This window comes from Methylobacterium sp. 17Sr1-1 (assembly GCF_003173775.1).
GTDB lineage: Bacteria > Pseudomonadota > Alphaproteobacteria > Rhizobiales > Beijerinckiaceae > Methylobacterium.
The window spans coordinates 3,938,518-3,959,803 of sequence record NZ_CP029552.1 but is presented as its reverse complement, the minus strand read 5'-3'; the positions used below and the strand labels follow the sequence as shown (position 1 = coordinate 3,959,803).

20 protein-coding genes are annotated in these 21,286 nt (G+C 72.2%); 14 read left to right on the top strand and 6 right to left on the bottom strand.

The features are described from left to right. Positions 1–23: 23 nt before the first annotated feature. Entirely contained in the window at positions 24–2,822 is a 2,799-nt protein-coding gene (locus DK412_RS17790; RefSeq protein ID WP_109973033.1) for a hybrid sensor histidine kinase/response regulator, read from the bottom strand. Positions 2,823–3,004: 182 nt separating this feature from the next. Beyond that, on the bottom strand, positions 3,005–3,700 hold the full coding sequence (locus tag DK412_RS17785) for a histidine phosphotransferase family protein (RefSeq protein ID WP_109973032.1): 696 nt from the start codon (positions 3,698–3,700) through the stop codon (positions 3,005–3,007). 164 nt (positions 3,701–3,864) lie between these two features. On the opposite strand from DK412_RS17785, the gene DK412_RS17780 reads away from it, so the two are divergent. Further along, positions 3,865–4,731 carry a 3'(2'),5'-bisphosphate nucleotidase CysQ gene (locus DK412_RS17780; protein WP_245447038.1) on the top strand — a complete coding sequence of 289 codons (867 nt, stop codon included), beginning with the start codon at positions 3,865–3,867 and terminating at the stop codon, positions 4,729–4,731. Positions 4,732–4,741: 10 nt separating this feature from the next. Here DK412_RS17780 and DK412_RS17775 read toward each other — a convergent pair whose 3' ends face one another. Then, positions 4,742–5,182 carry a YHS domain-containing (seleno)protein gene (locus tag DK412_RS17775; RefSeq protein ID WP_245447036.1) on the bottom strand — a complete coding sequence of 147 codons (441 nt, stop codon included), beginning with the start codon at positions 5,180–5,182 and terminating at the stop codon, positions 4,742–4,744. A 165-nt stretch (positions 5,183–5,347) separates the two neighbouring features. Between DK412_RS17775 and DK412_RS17770 the strand changes: the two genes are divergently transcribed. From DK412_RS17770 to DK412_RS17760, 3 genes are all read left to right on the top strand, one after another. Continuing rightward, complete coding sequence (locus tag DK412_RS17770) at positions 5,348–6,010, top strand: DUF1134 domain-containing protein (RefSeq protein ID WP_245447034.1); 663 nt, start codon at positions 5,348–5,350, stop codon at positions 6,008–6,010. 197 nt (positions 6,011–6,207) lie between these two features. Further along, on the top strand, positions 6,208–7,092 hold the full coding sequence (locus DK412_RS17765; RefSeq protein ID WP_109973030.1) for a hypothetical protein: 885 nt from the start codon (positions 6,208–6,210) through the stop codon (positions 7,090–7,092). A gap of 337 nt (positions 7,093–7,429) precedes the next feature. Further along, positions 7,430–7,660, top strand: a complete 231-nt coding sequence (locus DK412_RS17760) for a 3',5'-cyclic-nucleotide phosphodiesterase (protein ID WP_244539550.1) — start codon at positions 7,430–7,432, stop codon at positions 7,658–7,660. 21 nt (positions 7,661–7,681) lie between these two features. Here DK412_RS17760 and DK412_RS17755 read toward each other — a convergent pair whose 3' ends face one another. Further along, complete coding sequence (locus DK412_RS17755; protein ID WP_109973029.1) at positions 7,682–9,790, bottom strand: hybrid sensor histidine kinase/response regulator; 2,109 nt, start codon at positions 9,788–9,790, stop codon at positions 7,682–7,684. A gap of 318 nt (positions 9,791–10,108) precedes the next feature. Between DK412_RS17755 and DK412_RS17750 the strand changes: the two genes are divergently transcribed. From DK412_RS17750 to DK412_RS17735, 4 genes are all read left to right on the top strand, one after another. Next, positions 10,109–10,459: a lipoprotein gene (locus DK412_RS17750; RefSeq protein WP_245447031.1), complete on the top strand. Its 351-nt coding sequence runs from the start codon at positions 10,109–10,111 to the stop codon at positions 10,457–10,459. A gap of 89 nt (positions 10,460–10,548) precedes the next feature. After that, entirely contained in the window at positions 10,549–11,820 is a 1,272-nt protein-coding gene (gene lysA, locus DK412_RS17745; protein WP_109973028.1) for a diaminopimelate decarboxylase, read from the top strand. A 102-nt stretch (positions 11,821–11,922) separates the two neighbouring features. Then, entirely contained in the window at positions 11,923–12,159 is a 237-nt protein-coding gene (locus DK412_RS17740; RefSeq protein WP_109973027.1) for a hypothetical protein, read from the top strand. A gap of 86 nt (positions 12,160–12,245) precedes the next feature. Beyond that, on the top strand, positions 12,246–14,876 hold the full coding sequence (locus DK412_RS17735; RefSeq protein ID WP_109973026.1) for a TIGR02302 family protein: 2,631 nt from the start codon (positions 12,246–12,248) through the stop codon (positions 14,874–14,876). 99 nt (positions 14,877–14,975) lie between these two features. On the opposite strand, the gene DK412_RS17730 is transcribed toward DK412_RS17735, so the two are convergent. After that, the gene (locus tag DK412_RS17730) at positions 14,976–15,731 is read right to left on the bottom strand and encodes an outer membrane beta-barrel protein (protein ID WP_109973025.1); all 756 of its coding nucleotides are present in this window, start codon (positions 15,729–15,731) and stop codon (positions 14,976–14,978) included. A gap of 405 nt (positions 15,732–16,136) precedes the next feature. On the opposite strand from DK412_RS17730, the gene DK412_RS17725 reads away from it, so the two are divergent. From DK412_RS17725 to DK412_RS17700, 6 genes are all read left to right on the top strand, one after another. After that, positions 16,137–16,322, top strand: coding sequence for a twin transmembrane helix small protein (locus tag DK412_RS17725; RefSeq protein WP_048433402.1), 186 nt, complete (start codon positions 16,137–16,139; stop codon positions 16,320–16,322). A gap of 137 nt (positions 16,323–16,459) precedes the next feature. Further along, a complete protein-coding gene (locus DK412_RS17720; RefSeq protein ID WP_109973024.1) occupies positions 16,460–17,062 on the top strand; it encodes an acyloxyacyl hydrolase in 603 nt (200 codons plus the stop codon). Positions 17,063–17,178: 116 nt separating this feature from the next. Then, positions 17,179–17,754: a cob(I)yrinic acid a,c-diamide adenosyltransferase gene (locus DK412_RS17715; protein WP_109973023.1), complete on the top strand. Its 576-nt coding sequence runs from the start codon at positions 17,179–17,181 to the stop codon at positions 17,752–17,754. A 220-nt stretch (positions 17,755–17,974) separates the two neighbouring features. Next, the gene (locus DK412_RS17710; RefSeq protein ID WP_109973022.1) at positions 17,975–18,724 is read left to right on the top strand and encodes an electron transfer flavoprotein subunit beta/FixA family protein; all 750 of its coding nucleotides are present in this window, start codon (positions 17,975–17,977) and stop codon (positions 18,722–18,724) included. Between the two features lie 43 nt (positions 18,725–18,767). Beyond that, positions 18,768–19,718 carry an FAD-binding protein gene (locus tag DK412_RS17705; protein ID WP_109973021.1) on the top strand — a complete coding sequence of 317 codons (951 nt, stop codon included), beginning with the start codon at positions 18,768–18,770 and terminating at the stop codon, positions 19,716–19,718. A gap of 137 nt (positions 19,719–19,855) precedes the next feature. Further along, positions 19,856–20,737, top strand: a complete 882-nt coding sequence (locus tag DK412_RS17700; RefSeq protein ID WP_109973020.1) for a 3-hydroxybutyryl-CoA dehydrogenase — start codon at positions 19,856–19,858, stop codon at positions 20,735–20,737. A gap of 22 nt (positions 20,738–20,759) precedes the next feature. Here the strand turns inward: DK412_RS17700 and DK412_RS17695 are convergent, their stop codons facing one another. Further along, positions 20,760–21,239 (bottom strand): hypothetical protein, encoded by a 480-nt coding sequence (locus DK412_RS17695; protein ID WP_109975339.1) that lies wholly within the window; start codon positions 21,237–21,239, stop codon positions 20,760–20,762. Positions 21,240–21,286: the final 47 nt, after the last annotated feature.

Sequence of the window (21,286 nt, the reverse complement as noted above, 5' to 3'; positions counted from 1 at the left end):
GCCCGGACGATCGCGTCAGCGGATCATGCCGCGGCGTCGAGGGGGGCGCTGGTGATCTCGTTCACCGCCGCCACCAGGCCGGAGCGGTCGAACTTCGCCACGCAATCGGCGACGCCGAGGGCACGCGCCCGGGCGAGCGAGTCCGGCGCCATCGTGCCGGCGAGCGCCACCACCGGCATCGCGGCGAGTCGTCCGCCGCTCTTGCGCATCGCCTCGATCAGGTCGAACCCCGAGCGGCCCGGCATCTCGAGGTCGCAGACCACGAGATCCAGCTTCGCCTCGCCGCCGAGATGGCGCATGGCCTCCTCGGCATCGCCGGCCTGCGTCACACGGAAGCCGGCCGCCTTGAGCACCGGGGTCAGCATCTCGCGGAAGAAGGCCGAGTCGTCGACGAGGAGCAGGCTCGGCGCCTTGGGCACCGCGCGGTGTGCCGTCTGGCCCCAATCGTCGTGGGCGAGCGGCAGGTAATGGGCGATGTTGACGATCTCGGTCGCCCGGTTGCGCACCACCGCCGAGCCGATCAGGTCGGAGCGCTCGGTGACCAGTTCGACGTCCAGCACCTCGTCGACGATGTCGACGATCTCGTCGACCACGAGGCCCATCGACCGCTCGCCGTCGGAGAACACCACCAGGGCCTGGGCGCCCTCGCGCTTGAGCGCCTGCGACGGATCGGCCGGGACGAGCGGCATCAGGCGGCCGCGATACTGGATCAGCGGGCGCCCGCCGACCCACTCGATCTTGGCCGCGTCGATCTCCTCGAGGCGCGTGACCAGGGAGAGCGGCACCGCCTTCAGCGAGTCGCCGCCGCCCTTGAACACCAGGAGCGTCACCGCCTGATCCGCCCCGTTCTCGTCGCCCTCGGCCTCGGCCTCCACCTCGCCGGGCTGGCCGCTCGCCGTGCCCGAGCCGACCATCTTGGCGACGCCGTTCGGATCGATGATCAGCACCACCGCGCCGTCGCCGAGGATGGTGTTGCCCGAGAAGAGCGGGATGTGCCGCAGCTTCGAGGACATCGGCTTCACGACGATCTCTTCCGTGTGGAAGACGCCGTCGACCAGGATGCCGAAGCGCTGGCGCCCGACCTGGCTCACCACCACGAAGCCCTCGTCGGTCGAGGCCGGGGCGTCGGGGGCGTCGAGGCCGAGCATCGCCGCCACCGGCACGATCGGCAGCAGGCGGTCGCGCAGGCGCAGGACCGGCGAGCCGTTGATGCGCTCCACCGTGTGGTCGGTGCCGGGCTGCACCCGCACCAGTTCCAGCACCGAGACCTGCGGGATCGCGAAGCGCTGCTCGCGGGCCGAAACGATCAGCGCCGCCACGATGGCGAGGGTCAGCGGGATCTTGATCGTGAAGGTGGTGCCGCGGCCGAGCTGGGTCTGGATGTCGATCGTGCCGCCGATCAGCTCGATGTTGGTCTTCACCACGTCCATGCCGACGCCGCGGCCGGAGACCGAGGTGACCGCCTTGGCGGTGGAGAAGCCGGCGTGGAAGATGAACTTCGCCACCTGGGCGTCGGTCATCCGCTCGACCTCGGCCTCCGTGGCGACGCCGCGCTCGACCGCCTTGCGGCGGATCGCCTGCAGGTCGAGGCCCTTGCCGTCGTCGGCGATCTCGATCGTGATCGTGCCGCCCTCGTGGAAGGCGTTGAGGCGGATCGTGCCCTTGTCGGGCTTGCCGGCGGCCTTGCGCTCCGCGCCCGACTCGATGCCGTGATCGGCCGAGTTGCGCACCATGTGGGTGAGCGGGTCCTTGATGACCTCGAGGACTTGGCGGTCCAGCTCGGTCTCGGCCCCCTGCATCACCAGGTCGATCTTCTTGCCGAGTTCCGACGAGAGGTCGCGCACCACCCGCGGCAGCTTCTGCCAGGCCGAGCCGATCGGCTGCATGCGGGTCTTCATCACCCCTTCCTGCAGCTCGGCGGTGACGTGGGACAGGCGCTGCAGCGGCACCTTGTAGTTGCCGTCCTCGTGCCGGCGGGCGATCTCGAGCAGCTGGTTGCGGGTCAGCACCAGCTCCGAGACCATGGTCATCAGGTGCTCGAGGGTGTCGACGTTCACCCGGATCGTCTGCACCTTGCTGACCGGGCCGCTCTCAGCCTCGGCGGCCGGCTCGGTCCGCGCGGGGTCGGCCCGGCGGGGCTCGGACGCCGGCGCGGCGACCTCCTGACGGACCGGCTCTTGCCGAACGGGCTCTTGGCGAACGGGCTCTTGGCGAACGGACTCTTGGCGAACAGGCTCGGGACGAGCGGCTTCCTGCCGGACGGGCTCGGGTGCCGGCAACGGCGCGAGGGGCTCGACCTCGGCCTCCGGGCCGGGCGTGTCGCGGAAGGCGCGCTCGAGGTCGTCGAGGGAGACCTCGCCGGGCTTGAGCGCCCGCTCCAGCACCTGCAGCACCAGGGTGCCGGAGGCCGACGGGGGGGCGACGGGCACCGGCTCGGGCTCCGGGATCGGTCCCTCGGACATACGCTCGAGGGCGCCGATCAGGTCTTCGTCGACCCCGGCCGGCTCGCCGCCGGTGCGCTCCAGCTCGGCCAGGATCAGCTTGATCCGGTCGAGGGTCTGCAGGATCAGGCTGACGGCCGGGCTCGTCACCGGCATCCCGTCGCGGAACTTGCCCATCAGGGTCTCGGCCGCATGGGCCAGCGCCTCGAGGCGCGGCAGGCCGAGGAACCCGCAGGTGCCCTTGATGGTGTGCACCAGCCGGAAGATGTTCCGCAGGATCGTCTGGTTGTTGGGATCCTGCTCGAACCGGACGAGTTCGAGATCGACAGTGTCCAGGTGCTCCCCGGATTCCGTCAGGAACTCACGCAACAAATCGTCCATCGCAGCCACTCGTCGATCCACGCAGGATCTCTGCGCAGTCTCTACGCTGCCATGGGAGCCTTTATGATCCGTTGCCGGAAATCCTCACACTGGCCGGTCCCGGTCGTTGTTCGCACCGGGATCGGGGAAAACCTCGGGGCGCGGGCGGGGAAACGCCCTGCCCCGGGGTCCGGCCGCGGGGGTTAGATGCCGTTACCGTCGCCGTCGACCTCGGGCTCGACTTCGGGCTCGGCCGGGGCCGCGGGCTCGGCCCGGATCGTGACCGTGTCGCCCTCGATCGAGAACCGCACGCCCATCTCGGCGGCCCGGGCGACGAGGCCGGCATAGAACGGCTGGATCGCGTGGGCGTCGACGGTGCCGCTCGCCGGCGTGCCGGCGATCAGCGCCTCGACGTGGGGCGGGATACGGGCATAGGCGCCCTTGGCGGTCAGGACGAAGAGCGGGGCCTCGGCCTCGCCGGTGACCTTGACGTCGATCACGCCGCCGCGGGGGATCGCCGTGACGGCGATGACCACGAGGTTCAGGAGCAGCTTGACCTTGTTCTTCGGGAACAGCGCCCGGGGCGCGCTCCAGGACAGCTGGGTCTTCTCGTCGCCGAACATGCCGCGCGAGACGTTCTCGGCATCGGCGAGGTCGATGCTGGCTCCGGCCGAGCCCGCCGCCCCGAAGGCGATGCGGGCGAATTGCAGGCGGGCCGAGGCCTGCCGGGCGCTCTTGCGGATCAGGTCGAGGGCGAAGTCGCGCATCTCGGCGCTGTCCTCGTCCTCCAGCACCTCGAGGCCGTTCACGATGGCGCCGACGGGGCTGATGACGTCGTGGCAGACCCGCGAGCAGAGCAGCGCCGAGAGGTCGAGGGCGTCGAGGGTGACGGTGGTCATGGGGGCGCTCCGCGGGGCCGGCAGATGGTGTCGAGGTCGCGGCGGCTCCCGCCACGGTTTGCCGGCACGGATAGCCGTCGCGCGGCAATTTGAAAAGGCGACCGGCGCGTCGTCACGCGCACGGATCGATCGACAAACCCGCCGGCGCCGGGCATGACGGAGGGATGACATCCGCGCTCACGATGCCAGCCCTCTCCTTCGACCGCCCGCCCGAGCCGCCCGAGCGCGACGCCATCGCGAGCGGGCTCGCCGGGATCGCCGCGGCGGCCGGGGTGATCCTGCGGCGCTTCGAGCTCGGCGGCTGCCGCCATCACCTCAAGGCGGACGGCTCGCCGACGAGCCAGGCGGACCTCGCGGCCGAGGCGCAGATCGTCGCGGCGCTCAACCGGACCTGGCCCGGCATCCCGGTCATCGCCGAGGAGACCGCCGCCGAGGCCGCCCCGGCCGCCCTGTTCTTCCTCGTCGATCCCCTCGACGGCACCAGGGACTTCCTGAAGGGCACCGGCGAGTACACGGTCAACATCGCGCTCGTCGCCGGCGAGCGGCCGGTCGCGGCGGCGCTCGCCGCCCCCGCCCTCGGGCGGGTCTGGGCTGCCGGGGACCACGCCGTCGAGGCGCCGATCGTCGACGGCGTGCCGGGCGCCTTTTGGCCGATTGCGGCGCGGCCCGCCCCGGCGGAGGGAATGACGGCTTTGGTCAGCCGCAGCCACGGCGAGGCGGCGGACGAGGCCTGCCTCGCCGCACTGCCGATCGGCGCGCGGCGCGGGGTCTCGTCGGCCCTGAAGTTCGGGCTCATCGCCTGCGGCGAGGGCGACGTCTACGTCCGCTGCGGCCCGACCATGGAGTGGGACACCGCCGCGGGCGACCACATCCTGACCCGGGCCGGCGGCTGCCTCGTCGGTCCGGACGGCCGGCGCCTCGGTTACGGCCGCCGGCCGGGCCAGTACCGGAACGGCCCGTTCGCGGCCTTCGGCGACCCGGCGCAGGCCGGCCGCGCGGTGCTGCCGGCGGCTTGCCCCATGCGGGGCTGAGCCGGCGGGCTCAGCCGCCGATCACGGCCTCGGGCCGCAGCTCCGGCCAGCGCGCCTCCGCGGCGTCGATGAGCGTCATGCCGGTCCGCGCGCGGCGCTCCGCATCCCGGAACAGGTAGAGTCGGTCGTCGCGCAGGGCCGCGACGAGGGGATCGGCCTCGACGAGCCGCCCGGCGGCCATGCCCTCCGGATCGAAGCCGCCGAGGCGCGGCGCATAGGCCTCCGGCGTCCGGGCGAAGGCGCCGCGATTCGACGCGGACGCGAAGCGCCAGACCAGGCCCGCCCAGGTGAATTCATGCGCCTCCGCGCCGGGCAGCGGCGCGGATCCGAGCCGGTAGGAGACCGGATCGAAGCCGCGCAGGGCGAGCGCGGTCAGGGGATCGGCGGCGTAGAGGCCGGGCACGCCGAGCGGCGTCTCGCCGCGGGCCGGCAGGGCGAAGGAGACAGGCACGATCGCCCCTGCGGGCAGAAGCGACAGCAGGCCGCGCCGCGTTAACCGGATCTTACCCATATTCGCAGCATCTGTGGCATCCCGCCGCCCGTCCGCGCCGGCTCCCCTGGGCTCGACGCCCCGGGGACACCGGCAGAGACCACATTAAGCCGGGATGCCTAACGAATGCTCTCAGCACCCTCCGCCTTTCCGGCTCGGCAGAAGACCGGCTCCGCCGCGTCGGGTCGGGAGAAGACCGGCGTCTCGCGCCGGCGCGCCCTCGCGGCTTTCCTCCTCGCCGCGCCCGCGCTGCTCGCCGCCCTGCCCGGTCCCGCCGCGGCGCAGGGGCGCGGCCCCGGCGACCCCGGCACCTTCCAGCCGCGGGAGATCATCGATTCGGGCCACCAGTTCTTCGGCTCGGTCTCGCGCGGCCTCGCCCTGACGGTGCAGGAGGCGACGCGGCGCTGGGGCGAGCCCAACGGCTACATCCTCGGCCAGGAGGCCTCCGGCGCGATCATCGGCGGCGTGCGCTTCGGCGAGGGCACGCTGTTCACCCGCAATGCCGGCCAGCGCAAGGTGTTCTGGCAGGGCCCCTCCCTCGGCTTCGACGTCGGCGGCGACGGCGCCCGCTCGATGATGCTGATCTACAACCTGCCGCGGGTGAACGCGCTCTACCGCCGCTTCGTCGGCATGGACGGCTCGGCCTACGTGGTCGGGGGGTTCGGCATGTCGGCGGTGACCGCCGACAACATCGTGGTCGTGCCGATCCGTGCCGGGGTCGGCGCGCGCTTCGGGATCAATGTCGGCTACCTGAAATTCACCGATTCGCCGACCTGGAACCCGTTCTGACGCGGTGTCCGGGCAGGTCGGTCGACACCCTTTTCGGGAACCCGCCGCGCATGGCCACGCTGGTCCTGGCGGCCGTCCCGTGGCAGGGTCCGGCCGCGCCGCCCGCGCGTGGCTCCGATGCCGTGCGCGGGGCGCGCCGACCGTATCCACCGTCCGCCCGGGATTTCCCGTCCGGACGCCGAGAGAGTATCGCCCGGGTGATCGAGTCCCTGATGTTCGCGGCGCTGGGGTTCCTCGCCGCCAGCCTGTGCGCCCTGCTGATCCTTCCGGCGCTCAACGCCCGGGCCGAGCGCCTGACGCGGCGGCGGCTCGAGGCGCTCTACCCGATGTCGATCGTCGAGCTGACCGCCGAGAAGGACCACCTGCGGGCCGAGTTCGCGGTGCGCGAGCGCCAGCTCGAGCGCCGGGTCGAGGAGGCGCAGGCCGCCCGCCGGGCCGAGATGGAGGAGATGGGCCGGCGCACCGTGCGCATCGGTACGCTCACCCAGGAGATCGAGCGCCGGGACGCGCATCTCGGCGAGATCGAGCGCGACCTCGCGGCGGCGCGCGGCAACCTCGCCCAGGTCCAGGGCGAGCTGGCCGAGGCCCGCACCGCCCGCGCCGCCGCCGAGGAGGCGATGCGGGCGCTGGAGGGCCCCTATCAGCGGGCACTCGCCGAGCTCGCGTCGTTGCGCACCGAGGTCGAGGCGAGCCGCAGCGGCCGGGCCGAGGCCGAGGCGGCGCGCGGCGTCGCCGAGGAGCGGGTCCGGGCGGCCCGCGGGCAGGTGGCCGCGGCGGGCGAGAGCGTCGCCAGCGCCGCCCGCGAGCAGATCCAGGCCCTCGAGGACGCGCTGGCCGACCTCAACACCCGCCACGCCGCCGAGGCCGAGGCCGCCCGGGCCGAGATCGCGCGGCTGCAGACGGCCCTGCAGCAGGCCGCGCGGACGGCGTCTCCGCCCCCCACCGCCGAGATCGCGGCCCAGAACGCCGCCCTGGAACGCCGGATCGCCGAGCTGGCCGACGCCCTGATGCAGGGCCAGGGCCGGCCCGAGCCGCGCATGCCGCAGGCGACCCCGCTGCCGACGCCCGCCGCGGCCGGGTGACGACGAGGGTCGAGCGCAGGCAGGCCCGACCACGCCGAGGGAACGATCCGGGGATGACCGGGGGGATGGCGCGGCGCCGTGTGCTCTGCGGCACATCGCTCCCGCTCGAAGCCCCGCGAAGCCGCAAAGCATCAGGTTGGAAACGGGCCGGAAACACGACCCAAGCCCCTGCCCCGACAGGAGTTTCCCGCTTTGCGGGCCGCCGGGGCGCCAGCCTCGCCAGCGACCGCCCCGCATCGCCTCCGTCCCGCGGCCCTTGTCAGGATGCGGGTTTCGGGCCATGTCGCTGCCACTTCCCACGCTCTGCAAGGCTTCGACAGACATGATGCTCAGGCCGATGTCGCTCGCTCTCCTGGCTGCCGGCAGCCTGATGGTCCTCGCCGGGCCGGCCCTGGCCCAGCGGGACGATCCCAACCTGAAGAAGTACTGCACCGGCGACTACATGACCTATTGCGGCAACCTGCCGCCGGACAGCCCTCAGGTCGACCGCTGCTTCGAGAAGAACATGAACAAGATCTCGGTCAACTGCAAGAAGGCGATCGACTACTACGAGCAGACCCACAAGTAAGCAGTCGAGGGAGGCCTCGGCTCACGCCGAGGCCTCGGCCCGGCTGGCGGCCTCCAGGGCCTCGGCCAGGGCCTCGATGGTGAAGGGCTTGCGCAACACCGTCTCCCCGGGGCCCGGGCGCGGCCCGTCCTGCTCGTCGTCCCGCGGATGGCCGGTGGCGAAGATCACCTTCAGAGCGGGCCGCCGGCGCCGCGCCTCGGCCGCGAGCGTCGGCCCGTCGAGGCCCGGCATCACCACGTCGGTGAACAGCACCGCCACGTCCCGCTCGCTGTCGAGGGCGGCGAGCGCCGCCGCGCCGTCCGGGGCCGTCACGGTGCGGTAACCGAGCTCGCCGATGGTCTCGGCGCTGGCGAGCCGCACCGCGGCGTCGTCCTCCACCACCAGCACCGTCTGCCGGGCCCGGCCCGGCACCGCCGCCGCGAGGAGCGACCGGCCGGCGGTCTCGGCCGGCACCCCGTCTGCGCTCACCGGCAGGGTCAGCTCGATGGCGGTGCCCTGGCCCGGCTGGCTGTCGATGCGCACGCGCCCGCCCGACTGGGTGACGAAGCCGTAGACCTGGCTCAGGCCGAGGCCCGTGCCCCGCCCTTGCGGCTTCGTGGTGAAGAACGGCTCGAAGGCGCGGGCGACCACGTCGGGCGGCATGCCGGTGCCTGTGTCCCGCACCGTCACGGACACGGCCCGGGTGCCGTCGTCGAGGGCGCCGTGCGCCGTCTCCAGGGAGAGCCGCCCGCCGCCCGGCATCGCGTCGCGGGCATTGACCGCGAGATTGAGGATCGCGTTCTCGAGCTGGTTCTGGTCGACGAAGATCGCCGGCGGGTCGGGCATCAGCCGGGTCTCGACCCGGACGGTCTCGCCCAGCGTGCGCCGCAGGAGGTCGATCATGCCGCCGACGAGGCGGTTCGGATCGGTCGGGCGCGGTTCCAGGGGCTGCTGGCGGGCGAAGGCGAGGAGCCGGTGAGTGAGCTTCGCCGCCCGGTCGGTGCCGTCGAGGGCGCCGGCGATGAAGCGGCCGACATCGGTGTCCCCTCGGGCGATGCGGCGCTGCACCAGTTCGAGCGAGCCGGTGATGACCGCCAGCAGGTTGTTGAAGTCGTGGGCGATGCCGCCGGTGAGCTGGCCCACCGCCTCCATCTTCTGCGACTGGCGCAGCTGGTTCTCGGCGGCGAGGCGCTGGGCGTGCTCGCGCTTGAGGTCGGCCAAAGCCTGCTGCTCGGCCCGCGCCCGGGCCAGCGCCAGCCAGGCCATCAGCACCAGGGTCAGGGCCGAGACGGTGGCGACGAGGCCGTAGACCCGCAGGTTGTCGTACCAGCGGTCGAGGGCGATCACGGTCTCGACCGAGAAGGCGACCTCGACCGGATAATCGCCGATGCGCCGCCAGGCGTAGAGCCGCTCGGCCTCCCCCGGCGGGGTGCCGGTGGCGGCGCCCCCCTGCGGCCGGGCGCGGATCGCCCGCAGCAGCGGATCGGCCGGGGCGAGGCGCTCGTCGACGTCGGGGCCCGGCGGCTCGCGCACCAGGATCGCGCCGTCGGCGCGCAGGAGCATCGCCCGGTGGTCGGTGGGGGCGGCGATCTCGGCGTAGAAGCGGCCGAAATACTCGGTGCCGAGCGCGATCACGATCACGCCGTCGAAGCGCCCGTCGTCGGTCGAGCGGCGGCGGCTGACCATGAAGGCGGTGGTGCCGTCCGCCTCCCGCACGGCGGGGCTGACATAGATGCCGATGTCGCGCGGGCGGTGGACCGAGAACACGTCCCGGGCCGCGAGGTCGCGGCCGAGATCGGCCTCGCGGCTCGAGGCCTGGATCTTCCCCTGCGGATCGACCACCCACACCGCCCGGGCCTGGGCCAGCGGCGCCTTCAGGCTCGCCAGGAAGCCGCCGGTGGCGGGCGCGGCGATCTGGGTCCAGCTGCGGTCGAAGACGTAGTCGTCGACCCGGTCCATCGCCAGTTCGGCGGTGTCGAACACCTTCGAGGCGTGCTCGTGCATCACCGCCGCGGTGCGGACCACGGCGCTGTCCTCTTCCCGCAGGACCTCGGCCCGGTTCCACCACGCCGCGCCCACCAGGACGACGCACGGCACCAGGAAAGCCGCGGCGACGAGGAGCTGGTGCAGCCGCACCGTCGATAGGCTCACGGGACTCTCACAAACGCGACGGAAGCCGACGCGGCGATCGGCCAAAAGCTTAACTGTTCGTTAGCGGATTGGCGAGCGAAACGATCGCCGCGCCGTTGCCCGGCCGCCGCCTTCCGGGGCGGTGTGTCGCCGGGGCATCGGCGGGGCCGTCCGTCAGCCGCTGCCGCACTCTCGCGGTCCGCTTCCAACGCCGCCTTAACGGCCACGCTCGAATGCCGTGCATCGGCCCCGCAAAGGCCTGCGAGTCCCGGGCTCGCCTCGCGGGGTGCGGGCCGCTATGGTGCCGCGGCCACGCTTCGCGTTTTCCGGATCCTGCCCGTGTTCCGTCCCCGTACCCTCGTCCTCCTCGGCCTGATCACCCTCTCGGCCGGAGCCTGCGGCCGGCGCGGCCCGCTCGAGCCGCCGCCCGCGGCGGCGCCGGCCGTCCAGCCGCAAGCCGGCGGCAATGCCGGCGGGACACGGCCGAAGACCGGGACGGCCGCCGTCAACACCCTGCCGGCCGGCGTCGGGCTCTCGGCGGGCGCCTCCGCGCCCGACCCCGAGGACGAGCTGCCCTCCGCCGCCGTCGCCGCGCCGACCGGCATCCCGGCCCCGACCGAGTCGTCGTCCCGCCGCCGCAAGGGCTACGTGATCCCCAAGGAGCCCTTCCCCCTCGACCCGATCCTCTGACCGGATGCGAGGGTGCAAAGCCCGGCCGGTTTCGTGTAGAGGGCGCGTCTCACGCGCTCGCGGCAGCGTCCGGATCCCGGTCAACTTCCATGCACCACTTCACCTATCGCGACGGCGTGCTCCACGCCGAGGACGTCGACCTGGCACGGCTCGCGGGCGCGGTCGGCACCCCGTTCTACTGCTACGCCTCCGCCACCCTGGAGCGGCATTACCGGGTCTTCGCCGAGGCGTTCTCCGGGGACGACGCGCTGGTCTGCTACGCCATGAAGGCGAACTCGAACCAGGCGGTGCTCGCCACCCTCGCGCGCCTCGGCGCCGGCATGGACATCGTCTCGGAGGGCGAGCTGCGCCGGGCGCTGGCCGCTGGCGTGCCGGGCGAGCGGATCGTGTTCTCGGGCGTCGGCAAGACCGAGACCGAGATGGCGGCGGCGCTCGACGCCCGCATCCTGTGCTTCAACGTCGAGAGCGAGCCCGAACTGGAGCAGCTGTCGCGGGTCGCCGCCGCGAAGGGCGCGACGGCGCCGGTCTCGATCCGGGTCAACCCTGACGTCGATGCCCGCACCCACGCCAAGATCTCGACCGGCAAGTCCGAGAACAAGTTCGGCATCCCGATCTCCCGTGCCCGCGAGGTCTACGACCGGGCAGCCCGCCTGCCGGGCCTGTCGCTGGTCGGCGTCGACATGCATATCGGCAGCCAGATCACCGACCTCGCGCCCTACGACAACGCCGCCGCCCTGCTCTGCGGCCTCGCCCGCGACCTGATGGCGGCCGGCCACAGGCTCCACCACGTCGATTTCGGCGGCGGCCTCGGCATCCCCTACCGCGACGACAACGCGCCCCCGCCGGACCCGGCCGCCTTCGCTTCGGTGCTGCGGCCGCATTTCAAGCCATTGGGCCTCAAGCCGGTCTTCGAGATCGGCCGGATGATCGCCGGCAATGCCGGCGTGCTCGTCACGCGGGTGGTCTACGTCAAGCACGGCGAGGGCCGCACCTTCGTGATCGTCGATGCGGCGATGAACGACCTGATCCGCCCGACGCTCTACGAGGCCTACCACGCCCTGCGCCCGGTGGCCGAGCCGAAGCCCGACGCGGGCCGCCTCACCGCCGACGTGGTCGGCCCGGTCTGCGAGAGCGGCGACTACCTGGCGCTCACCCGCGAGATGCCGGAGGTCAGGCCCGGCGACCTGATCGCCGTGATGTCGGCCGGCGCCTACGGCGCGGTGCAGGCCTGCACCTACAACACCCGGCTCCTGGTGCCGGAGGTGCTGGTGCGGGGAGCCTATCACGCGGTGATCCGCCCGCGGCCGACCTACGAGGAGCTGATCGGGCTCGACCGGGTGCCGGAGTGGCTCGCGGCCTGAGCGATCCCGCGCCGATCGCTAAAATGCGACCGGATTTCCGAACGGAGCGGCCAATCCTCGCGGGCTAACGTGCCAGCATGTGATCCGCGAGGAACCGACGTGATGGCGCCCCAAGGCAACCTTCAAGGCAACCTTCGAGAAGGCAGTCTCCTCGCCCGGGCCGAGGCCGTGGTCGAGCGCGCGTTCCGCATCGCCGCCGAGCACCAGGCGACCCTGGCCCAGGCCCGCCACGCCGTGCAGCCCCTGCGCGAGGCGGCGGCGCGGCAGAGCGGGGGCGTGCCGCACGCCCTCGATTCCGGCCGGCCGCGCCAGGAGCCCCGCAAAGACCTGTCGGCCTGAGCCGATTTGACCCGCTGGCCCGCCGGGACCGGCATGCTAGCCTGCCCTCTTCGCCCGTCCCCGGACGGGACCAGCGGGAGCAGGGCATGAGCAAGGCCGAGCCGGACACCGCGCAGCGCGAAGCCGCCCCGGAAGGCCGGGTCGATCCGGTGCGCGCCGGGCTCGACCGGCTGGTGGTCCGCGCCGGGCGGGTGACGCTGTGGGAGCAGGCCTGGCCGATCCTGTGGCGCGGCCTCGCGGTGGTGCTGATCTTCCTCGCCGCGTCGTGGCTCGGGCTGTGGCTCGATGCCGGGCCTGCCCTCCGCATGGCGGGGGTGGCGGTCTTCGGCCTCGCCCTGGTCGGGGTGCTGCTGCCGCTCCTGCGCCTGCGCCGGATCGCCCGCATCCAGGCGCTGGCGCGGATCGACCGCGATGCCGGCCTGTCCCACCGCCCGGCCCGGACGCTCGAGGACACGCTCGCGCTCGGAGGGGACGATCCCGGCACGCAGGCCCTCTGGGCGCTGCACCGCAGGCGCGCCGCCGCGACCCTCGCCCGCCTGAAGGTCTCCGGCCCGCGGCCGGGAATGACCCGCCGCGATCCCTACGCGTTGCGTGCCGGCGCCATCCTCGCCGCGGTGGCCGGCGCCTTCGTGGCGGGGCCGGAGGCCGGCGACCGCCTGCGCGCCGCCTTCGACTGGCGCGGGCCGGCCGCGGCCGCACCGTCGTTCCGGGTCGACGGCTGGATCGACCCGCCGCTCTACACGCGCACGCCGCCCCTCATCGTCACCCTGGCGGAGGCGGGCCAGCGCCTGCGGGCGCCGGTGAACTCGACGCTCGTCGTGCGCATCGCCGGCACCTCCGACGCGACCGTGACGCCGGGCGCGGGGCTGAAACCCCTGCCCGCCGCCGCGCCGGCGCGGCCCGACCTGCGCGAGGAGCGCTTCACGCTCACCGGCGGCACAGCCGAGGTCGCGGTGCACACCGGATTCGCCAGCACCCACCGGCTCACGATCGAAACCATCCCCGACCGGCCGCCGGAGATCGCCTTCGCGGGCCAGCCGGAGACGAACGGGCGGGGCACCTTCACCCTCGCCTACCGGGCCAAGGACGATTACGGCCTCGCCTCCGCGGAGGGCGTCGTCGAGCCGCAGACGAAGGGGCGCAGCCTGGTGCCCCCGCCGCGCCTGACCTTGAGCCTGCCGGCGGATGCGCAAGGGGCCAGCGACACCCGCACCCTGATCGACCTCACCGACAACCCCTGGGCCGGCGCCAAGGTGCTGCTGACCCTGGTGGCGAAGGACGAGGCGGGCCAGGAGGGGCGGTCCGCCCCCCTCGCCTTCACCCTGCCCGGCCGGTTCTTCACCAAGCCGCTGGCCCGCTCGCTCGCCGAGGAGCGCCGCCGCCTCGTCCTCGATCCGGACGGCAGCCGCGCCCGGGTCGAGACCTCCCTCGACGCGCTGCTGATCGCGCCGGAGCGGTTCACGCCGCAATGGGGCGTCTTCCTCGGCCTCAAGGAGGCGGTGCGGCGCCTGCGGGCGGCGAAGACCGACGAGGCCCTGACCGAGGTCGCCGACCTCCTCTGGACCATGGCTTTGCAGATCGAGGAGGGCGACCTCTCGGATGCCGAGAAGGCGCTCCGGGCCGCCCAGGACCGGCTCAAGGACGCGATGGACCGCGGCGCGTCCGATCAGGAGATCGCCAAGCTCACCGAGGAGCTGCGCCAGGCGATGGACCGCTTCCTGAAGGAATTCGCCCAGCGCCAGCAGCAGAACCCGCAGAATCCCGGGCAGCAGAACCAGCAGGCCGACCGCACGGTGACGCCGGACGACCTCTCGAAGATGCTCGACCAGATGCAGGAGGCGATGAAGCGCGGCGACGTGGCCGAGGCCCAGCGCCTGCTCGACCAGCTCCGCGGCATCCTGGAGAACCTTCAGACGGCGCAGCCCAACTCGCGCATGTCGGATCCCACCGCCCGCGAGATGAACCGCCAGATGCAGGACCTGGAGGCGATGGCGCGCGAGCAGCAGGGCCTGCGCGACGAGACCTTTCGCCAGGGCCAGGAGCGCCGCTTCGGCAACCGCGGCCAGCCGCAGCCGCCGGGCCAGCAGGGACAGCGCCAGCAGGGACAGCGTGGCCAGCAGGGGCAGCGCGGCGGTGAACCCCAGCAGGGCCAGGACGGCCAGCAGCAGGGGCAGCGCGGCCAGCAGCCCGGAGGCGACAAGCAGGGCGGCGTCGGCGAACGCCAGCAGGCCCTTCGCCAGCGCCTGGAGGACCTGCAGCGGCGGATGAAGGAACTCGGGATGCAGGGCGAGCAGGGCCTGTCCGACGCCGAGCAGGCGATGCGCGAGGCCGAGAACGCGCTCGGCCAGGGCCAGGACGGCTCCGCCGTCGACGCGCAAGGCCGCGCCCTCGAAGGCCTGCAGCGCGGCGCGCAGGGCATGGCCCAGCAGATGCAGCAGATGGGCCAGGACGGCGACGGCCAGCAGGCGGCCGACGGGCAGCAGGGCCAGGGCAACCCCAATCAGCCCGGGCGGCAGGGTGCGCGCGACAACGACCCTCTCGGCCGCCCGACCCGCAGCCGCGACTTCTCGGACGGCCGCGTGCGGGTGCCCACCGCCGAGGAATCCGGCGTCGAGCGGGCCCGGCGCATCCTGGAGGAGTTGCGGCGCAAGCTCGGCGATCCGAGCCGCCCGGCGGAGGAACTCGACTACTTCGAGCGTCTGCTGCGGCGGAACTGAGACGCGTCGCGCGCGAAGAAAGACGGCGCGGTCCCGGTCGGGACCGCGCCGTCTCCATTTCTCGCTTTGGGACGCCCGATCGCCGGGCGCCTCCGTCGCTCAGTTGAACAGGTTGAAGTGGTAGTTGATGCCGACCTTGAGCTGATGGGTGTCGAGGCCGGTGCGGACGCCGAACTGCGTGCCCAGGGCACGGAAGCGGACGTCGCGCTCGAAATCGGAGTACAGATACTCGCCCTTCACCGAGAGGTTCGGCATGATCATGTATTCGAGGCCGGCGCCGACGGTGTAGCCGTCGACCGGGATCGAGGCGTTGAACGCGGTCGCGGCGACGAGGCCCGGCGCGGCGATGCTGCCGCGGGCACCGATCTCCGTGAAGGCCCAGCCGCCGGTGACGTAGGCGAGGAGCGGGCCCCAGGCGTAGCCGACGCGACCACGGACGGTGACGAAGTAGGTGTCGGTCTTCAGGCCGCCGCTGGCATTGCCGGTGGCGCCGGCCGCGACGCGGAACTCGTTGTGGATATCCGAGTAGCCGGCATCGGCCTCGACGCCGACGACGAAGCCGTTGTTCGGCGTGAACTGGTAGTTGTAGCCGACGGTACCGCCCGCCACGAAGCCGGCAGCCGAGACCTCGGCCCGGGACGGCGGCAGGGCCGCCGGGCGCGGGGCGGTCGTCGCGGCGCGGAAATCACCGCCGACGGCGCCGCCCGCGTTCACGCCGGCATAGAAGCCCGTCCAGGTGAAAGCCGGCGGCGCGGCGAAGACCGGCGGCGGGGCGGCGCGACGGGGCAGGTCGGCGGCGTGCGCGCCGCCCGCCAGCGCGAGCAGGCTGGCGGCTGCGAGCAGGTAGGACTTCACGAGAGGGACCCCCAACACTGGTTTGCGTGACGTGTTCGTTGGCCCGGCTACATCGCGACCGCGCCCGTCACAAAGGATTCAGTCCGGACTGACCCAGGACCGACGCAGGTGCGCCGGCTCCCGCCACGAGCCGCCCGGCGGCCGCTTACAAGCATGTTGGCCTGCCAGCGTCTATCGCATTTCCGCAACACCGAACCGGCGAGCGGAGACTGACCATGACCTTAATCTTGCCTTGATCCAATCGCGATCGACTTGGAACGACTGGCGCTGGAGGGTGCGCGGCGCTGACGCTGCGGGCAGGGCGCGGGCGAGCGCGCCGCCCGGACGCCCTCCTGCGGCGTGGGGGCCTCTCCCGCCGGGACCGGATCCGCCCTATCAGGCCGTTCCACCTCGCGAGCCCATGGAATGTCCGGCAACACCATCGTCCTCATCGCCTGCCTCGCGGTCGCCGTGGTGCTGCTGTTCGGCCTCGCCAACATGCTGCGCGGCGGCAGCGCCAACGTCTCGCAGCGCCTGATGCGCCTGCGAGTGGTGCTCCAGTTCGTCGCCATCCTGGTCATCATGGGCGTGCTGTGGTGGCGCGGCGGCTGACCCTGCGAGACTGTGGCGGGGTGGACGCACGGGGTGGAAAACCGCGGCGAGACGGATTGTACGGCGAGACGGGACGCCCGCCCTACGGCTAGGGTGACCCTTGCCCCAGCAACGGGGCGGCGGACCTCGTTCGACAGATGCGCGTAACCCTTCCGAGCCTCGCCGCGGCGATCACCACCGCGGTCGTTCTCGCCGCTCCGGCCACACAGGCCGCCGATCCCTCGGCCCTGGTGCCCGACTACCGGCCGCCGGTTCAGCCCCTCAGCATCGTCTCGGAGTTCCGCATCGGCGGCTCCGCCCAGGATCCGGGCAGCAACGAGAAGAACACCAGCAACATTAACGGCGAGTTGCTGTTCGCCAAGCCGGTCACCGGGCTGGACCGGTTCTGGGCCGCCTTCGTGCCGCGCCCGACCGTCGGCGGCAGCTACAACGTCGACGGCCGCACGAGCTACGCCTATCTCGGCGCGACCTGGACCTTCGACATCACCGACCGGATCTTCGTCGAGGGCTTCTTCGGCGCGGGCTTCCACGACGGCTGGACGGGGCCGAAGAACAACGTGCCCAAGACCTTCAATTCGCTCGGCTGCAACCCGCTGTTCCGCGAGGCGGCCGGCGTCGGCTACCGCATCAACGAGCACTGGAGCATCATGGCGACGATCGAGCACATGTCGAACGCCGGCCTGTGCGTCAACAACCGCGGCCTGACCAATTTCGGCGGCAAGATCGCGTACACGTTCTGAGGACCGCCGGCGGCGGAGGGTCTGGCGATCCGGCGACGGACCGCTAGAACATCGGAGCCGGGCACGGCAGGGCCGATCGGCCCGCCTCACGCGAGCCCGGCCCCAGGGAGCGCGTCGTGGTCGTCCTCAACCGCATCTACACCCGCACCGGCGATTCCGGCACCACGGCTCTCGCCAGCGGCGAGCGCCGCTCGAAGGCGGATCTCCGCGTCGAGACCTACGGCACCGTCGACGAGACCAACGCCTGCTTAGGCCTGGCCCGCCTGCACACTACGGGCGACCTCGACGCGATGCTGGGCCGGATGCAGAACGACCTGTTCGATCTCGGCGCCGACCTCGCGACGCCGGAAACGCCCGAGCCCCTGCCCTACGAGCCGCTGCGGATCGTCGCCGCCCAGGTCGAGCGGGTCGAGCGCGAGATCGACGCGCTGAATGCCGGGCTCACCCCCTTGCGCTCGTTCGTGCTGCCCGGCGGCTCGCCGGCGGCGGCTTCGCTCCACCTCGCCCGCACGGTCTGCCGCCGGGCCGAGCGCCTGGCGGTGGCGCTCGCCGGAACCCCGGGCGAGGCCGTCTCGCCGGTGGCGATCCAGTACCTGAACCGCCTCTCGGATTTCCTGTTCGTCGCCGCGCGGGTCGCCAACGAGGGCGGAACCGCCGACGTGCTATGGGTGCCGGGAAAAACGAGGACCTGAAAACGAGGACCTGAAAACGCGAAGCTGAAAACCCGGACCTGAAAACCCGCGCCCGAGACCCGCTTCGGACGGCGGGGCGGCGGGTCTCCGGGGCGCGTTGACAATTCGGAAAATCGGCCGCTACGGTCCGCGCCACCTTGCTCAATCGGGGACGATCGCGGGCCGGCCGTGGGAGGGCCCGACCGCGATCGCCCCCTTCATCCTGAAGGATGCGACGATCATGAAGGTCCTGGTGCCCGTCAAGCGGGTGGTCGACTACAACGTGAAGATCCGGGTCAAGCCGGACGGCTCGGGCGTCGAGCTCGCCAACGTGAAGATGTCGATGAATCCCTTCGACGAGATCGCCGTCGAGGAGGCGATCCGCCTCAAGGAGAAGGGCAAGGCCACGGAGATCGTCGCCGTGTCGATCGGCCCGCAGCAGGCCCAGGAGACGATCCGCACCGCACTCGCCATGGGTGCCGACCGCGGCATCCTGGTCAAGACCGATGCCGCCGTCGAGCCGCTCGCCGTCGCCAAGCTCCTCAAGGCGCTGGTGGAGAAGGAGAGCCCGGACCTCGTCATCCTCGGCAAGCAGGCGATCGACGACGATTCCAACCAGACCGGCCAGATGCTCGCCGCTCTGCTCGGCTGGCCGCAGGGCACCTTCGCGTTCAAGCTCGAGGTGGCCGAGGGCAACCTCGACGTGGTGCGCGAGATCGACGGCGGCCTGCAGACCCTGAACCTGACGCTGCCGGCGATCGTCACCACGGACCTGCGCCTCAACGAGCCGCGCTACGCGTCGCTCCCGAACATCATGAAGGCGAAGAAGAAGCCGCTCGACACCGTGGAGCCGGAGGCGCTCGGCGTCGACGTGAGCCCGCGGCTGAAGGTGCTCAAGACCGTCGAGCCGGGCGGCCGCAAGGCCGGCGTCAAGGTCGCCAGCGCCGCCGAGCTCGTCAACAAGCTGAAGGTCGAGGCCGGCGTCCTCTGACGAGGACGCACAGGCATCCCTCGAAAGGAAGGACACTCACGCCATGACCACCCTCCTGCTGGTCGAGCATGCCGGCGGCGCCGTGAAGGACGCCAGCACCAAGGCCCTGACGGCGGCCAAGCAGCTCGGCGCCCCGGTCCACGCCCTCGTGGTCGGCGCCGACGCGAAAGGAGCGGCCGAGGCCGCCGCCAAGCTCGACGGGGTCGAGAAGGTGCTGGTAGCGGCCGACGCCGCCTTCGACCACCTGCTCGCCGAGCCGACCGCGGCCCTCGTCGCCGAGCTCGCCGCCTCGTACGACACCGTGATCGCCGCCGCCTCGACCGAGGGCAAGAACGTGCTGCCGCGCGTCGCCGCCCTCCTCGACGTCGCCCAGGTCTCCGACATCATCAAGGTGGTCGGCCCCGACACCTTCGAGCGGCCGATCTACGCCGGCAACGCGATCCAGACCGTGCAGGCGACCGACGCCAAGCGGGTGATCACGGTTCGCACCGCCGCCTTCCAGGCGACCCCCGAGGGCGGCTCCGCCGCTCCCGTCGAGGCGGCCGCCGCCGCGGCGGCGCCGGAGGCCAAGTCGTCGTTCAAGGGCGAGGAGATCGCCAAGTCCGACCGTCCGGAGCTCGCCGGTGCCCGCATCATCGTGTCGGGCGGCCGCTCCCTCGGCTCGGCCGACAAGTTCAAGGAGCTGATCGAGCCGCTCGCCGACTCGCTCGGCGCCGCGGTCGGCGCCTCGCGCGCGGCGGTCGATGCCGGCTACGCCCCGAACGACTGGCAGGTCGGCCAGACCGGCAAGGTGGTGGCGCCCGACCTCTACGTCGCGGTCGGCATCTCGGGGGCGATCCAGCACCTCGCCGGCATGAAGGACTCGAAGGTCATCGTCGCCATCAACAAGGACGAGGAGGCGCCGATCTTCCAGGTCGCCGATTACGGCCTGGTCGGCGACCTGTTCCAGGTCGTGCCGGACCTGCAGCAGGAAATCGCCAAGGCCAAAGGCTGAGGATGAATCGCCCCTCGCGCGGGACCGCGCGGGGGGCGGCCGATAAGACCCGTCCGGGCCCCGCTGGAACCCTTCGCATCTGCGAAGGCGCGGTGGTATGAACGCCCGGGACGGCGTGGCGGGAAGGCAGGGGTGTGATGGGCATCGAGATCAAGACGGTCGGGATCATCGGGGCCGGTCAGATGGGCAGCGGCATCGCCCATGTCTGCTCCCTGGCCGGGCTCGACGTGCGGATGAACGACCGCGATCCCGAGCGCCTGAAGAGCGGGTTGGCCAACGTCAACGGCAACCTGCAGCGGCAGGTCTCGAAGGGCGCGATCACCGAGGATCAGCGCCGCTCCGCCATCGAGCGGGTCCTGCCGGTCGATTCCTTCGACGGTTTCGGTCCCTGCGACCTCGTGATCGAGGCCGCGACCGAGGACGAGTCGATCAAGCGCAGCATCTTCAGCGCGCTGTGCCCGTCCCTGCGGCCCGAGACGATGGTGGCGACCAACACCTCGTCGATCTCGATCACGCGGCTCGCCGCCTCGACTGACCGGCCCGAGCGCTTCATCGGCATCCATTTCATGAACCCGGTGCCGGTGATGCAGCTCGTCGAGCTGATCCGCGGCATCGCCACCGAGGACCCGACCTACGAATCGGCCAAGGCCTTCGTGCGGCGGCTCGGCAAGATCGTGTCGGTGTCGGAGGATTTCCCGGCCTTCATCGTCAACCGCATCCTGCTGCCGATGATCAACGAGGCGATCTACACCCTCTACGAAGGCGTCGGCTCGGTCGATTCGATCGACACGGCGATGCGGCTCGGCGCCAACCACCCGATGGGCCCGCTCCAGCTCGCCGATTTCATCGGCCTCGATACCTGCCTGTCGATCATGCAGGTGCTCTACGAGGGCCTGGCCGATTCGAAGTACCGCCCCTGCCCGCTCCTGGTGAAGTACGTCGAGGCCGGCTGGCTCGGCCGCAAGAGCAAGCGCGGCTTCTACGATTACCGCGGCGCGGAGCCGGTGCCGACGCGCTGAAGGCCCCCCGCGGCGGCCGCGGTCAGCGGATCCGGATCAGGATCCGCGGACGCCAGATTCCCAGCACGACGTTCGCGGTCGAGATCGCGAGCAGCACCCACAGGGTGCCCCACTCGGCGCCGAGCGACTCGGCCAGGGTCGCCGGGTCGACGCGACCGACGAGGGCCTGCGCGCTGCGCTCCGCCTCCCGCTGCATCGGCCCCTGGACGCCGACGAAGCCGTACTCGAACATCAGGATCCCGGTCGCGAGCTTCACCCAGGCCCAGCCGGCCTGCTGGAAGGCCCGGTTGAGCGCGACGGCCAGCAAACCAGCCACCAGCATCAGTGCCAGGGAAGGCAGGAAGATCCAGGTCGAGACCGCCGCCATGGCGCCGCGCATCAGCGCGTAACCGGAGAGAGCGGAGGGCGGGGGCGCGAGGCCGAGCAGCACGATCAGGGACGCCATCGCGCCCATCAGGCCGATCGCCCCCATCGTGTGCAGGAACTTCATCAGGCGTCGCATCGCCACGACACGCTTCCCCCGGGCGGCCACGAGCAGCCTACGGGACG

What these genes read in the sequence shown, in the direction of transcription:
- DK412_RS17700 (WP_109973020.1), top strand. Translation starts at nt 19,856, where the DNA reads ATGGGCATCGAGATCAAGACGGTCGGGATCATCGGGGCCGGTCAGATG.
- DK412_RS17695 (WP_109975339.1), bottom strand. Translation starts at nt 21,239, where the DNA reads ATGCGACGCCTGATGAAGTTCCTGCACACGATGGGGGCGATCGGCCTG.
- DK412_RS17780 (WP_245447038.1), top strand. Translation starts at nt 3,865, where the DNA reads ATGACATCCGCGCTCACGATGCCAGCCCTCTCCTTCGACCGCCCGCCC.
- DK412_RS17740 (WP_109973027.1), top strand. Translation starts at nt 11,923, where the DNA reads ATGGCGCCCCAAGGCAACCTTCAAGGCAACCTTCGAGAAGGCAGTCTC.
- DK412_RS17735 (WP_109973026.1), top strand. Translation starts at nt 12,246, where the DNA reads ATGAGCAAGGCCGAGCCGGACACCGCGCAGCGCGAAGCCGCCCCGGAA.
- DK412_RS17725 (WP_048433402.1), top strand. Translation starts at nt 16,137, where the DNA reads ATGTCCGGCAACACCATCGTCCTCATCGCCTGCCTCGCGGTCGCCGTG.
- DK412_RS17720 (WP_109973024.1), top strand. Translation starts at nt 16,460, where the DNA reads ATGCGCGTAACCCTTCCGAGCCTCGCCGCGGCGATCACCACCGCGGTC.
- DK412_RS17705 (WP_109973021.1), top strand. Translation starts at nt 18,768, where the DNA reads ATGACCACCCTCCTGCTGGTCGAGCATGCCGGCGGCGCCGTGAAGGAC.
- DK412_RS17710 (WP_109973022.1), top strand. Translation starts at nt 17,975, where the DNA reads ATGAAGGTCCTGGTGCCCGTCAAGCGGGTGGTCGACTACAACGTGAAG.
- DK412_RS17785 (WP_109973032.1), bottom strand. Translation starts at nt 3,700, where the DNA reads ATGACCACCGTCACCCTCGACGCCCTCGACCTCTCGGCGCTGCTCTGC.
- DK412_RS17760 (WP_244539550.1), top strand. Translation starts at nt 7,430, where the DNA reads ATGTCGCTCGCTCTCCTGGCTGCCGGCAGCCTGATGGTCCTCGCCGGG.
- lysA (WP_109973028.1), top strand. Translation starts at nt 10,549, where the DNA reads ATGCACCACTTCACCTATCGCGACGGCGTGCTCCACGCCGAGGACGTC.
- DK412_RS17790 (WP_109973033.1), bottom strand. Translation starts at nt 2,822, where the DNA reads ATGGACGATTTGTTGCGTGAGTTCCTGACGGAATCCGGGGAGCACCTG.
- DK412_RS17770 (WP_245447034.1), top strand. Translation starts at nt 5,348, where the DNA reads ATGCTCTCAGCACCCTCCGCCTTTCCGGCTCGGCAGAAGACCGGCTCC.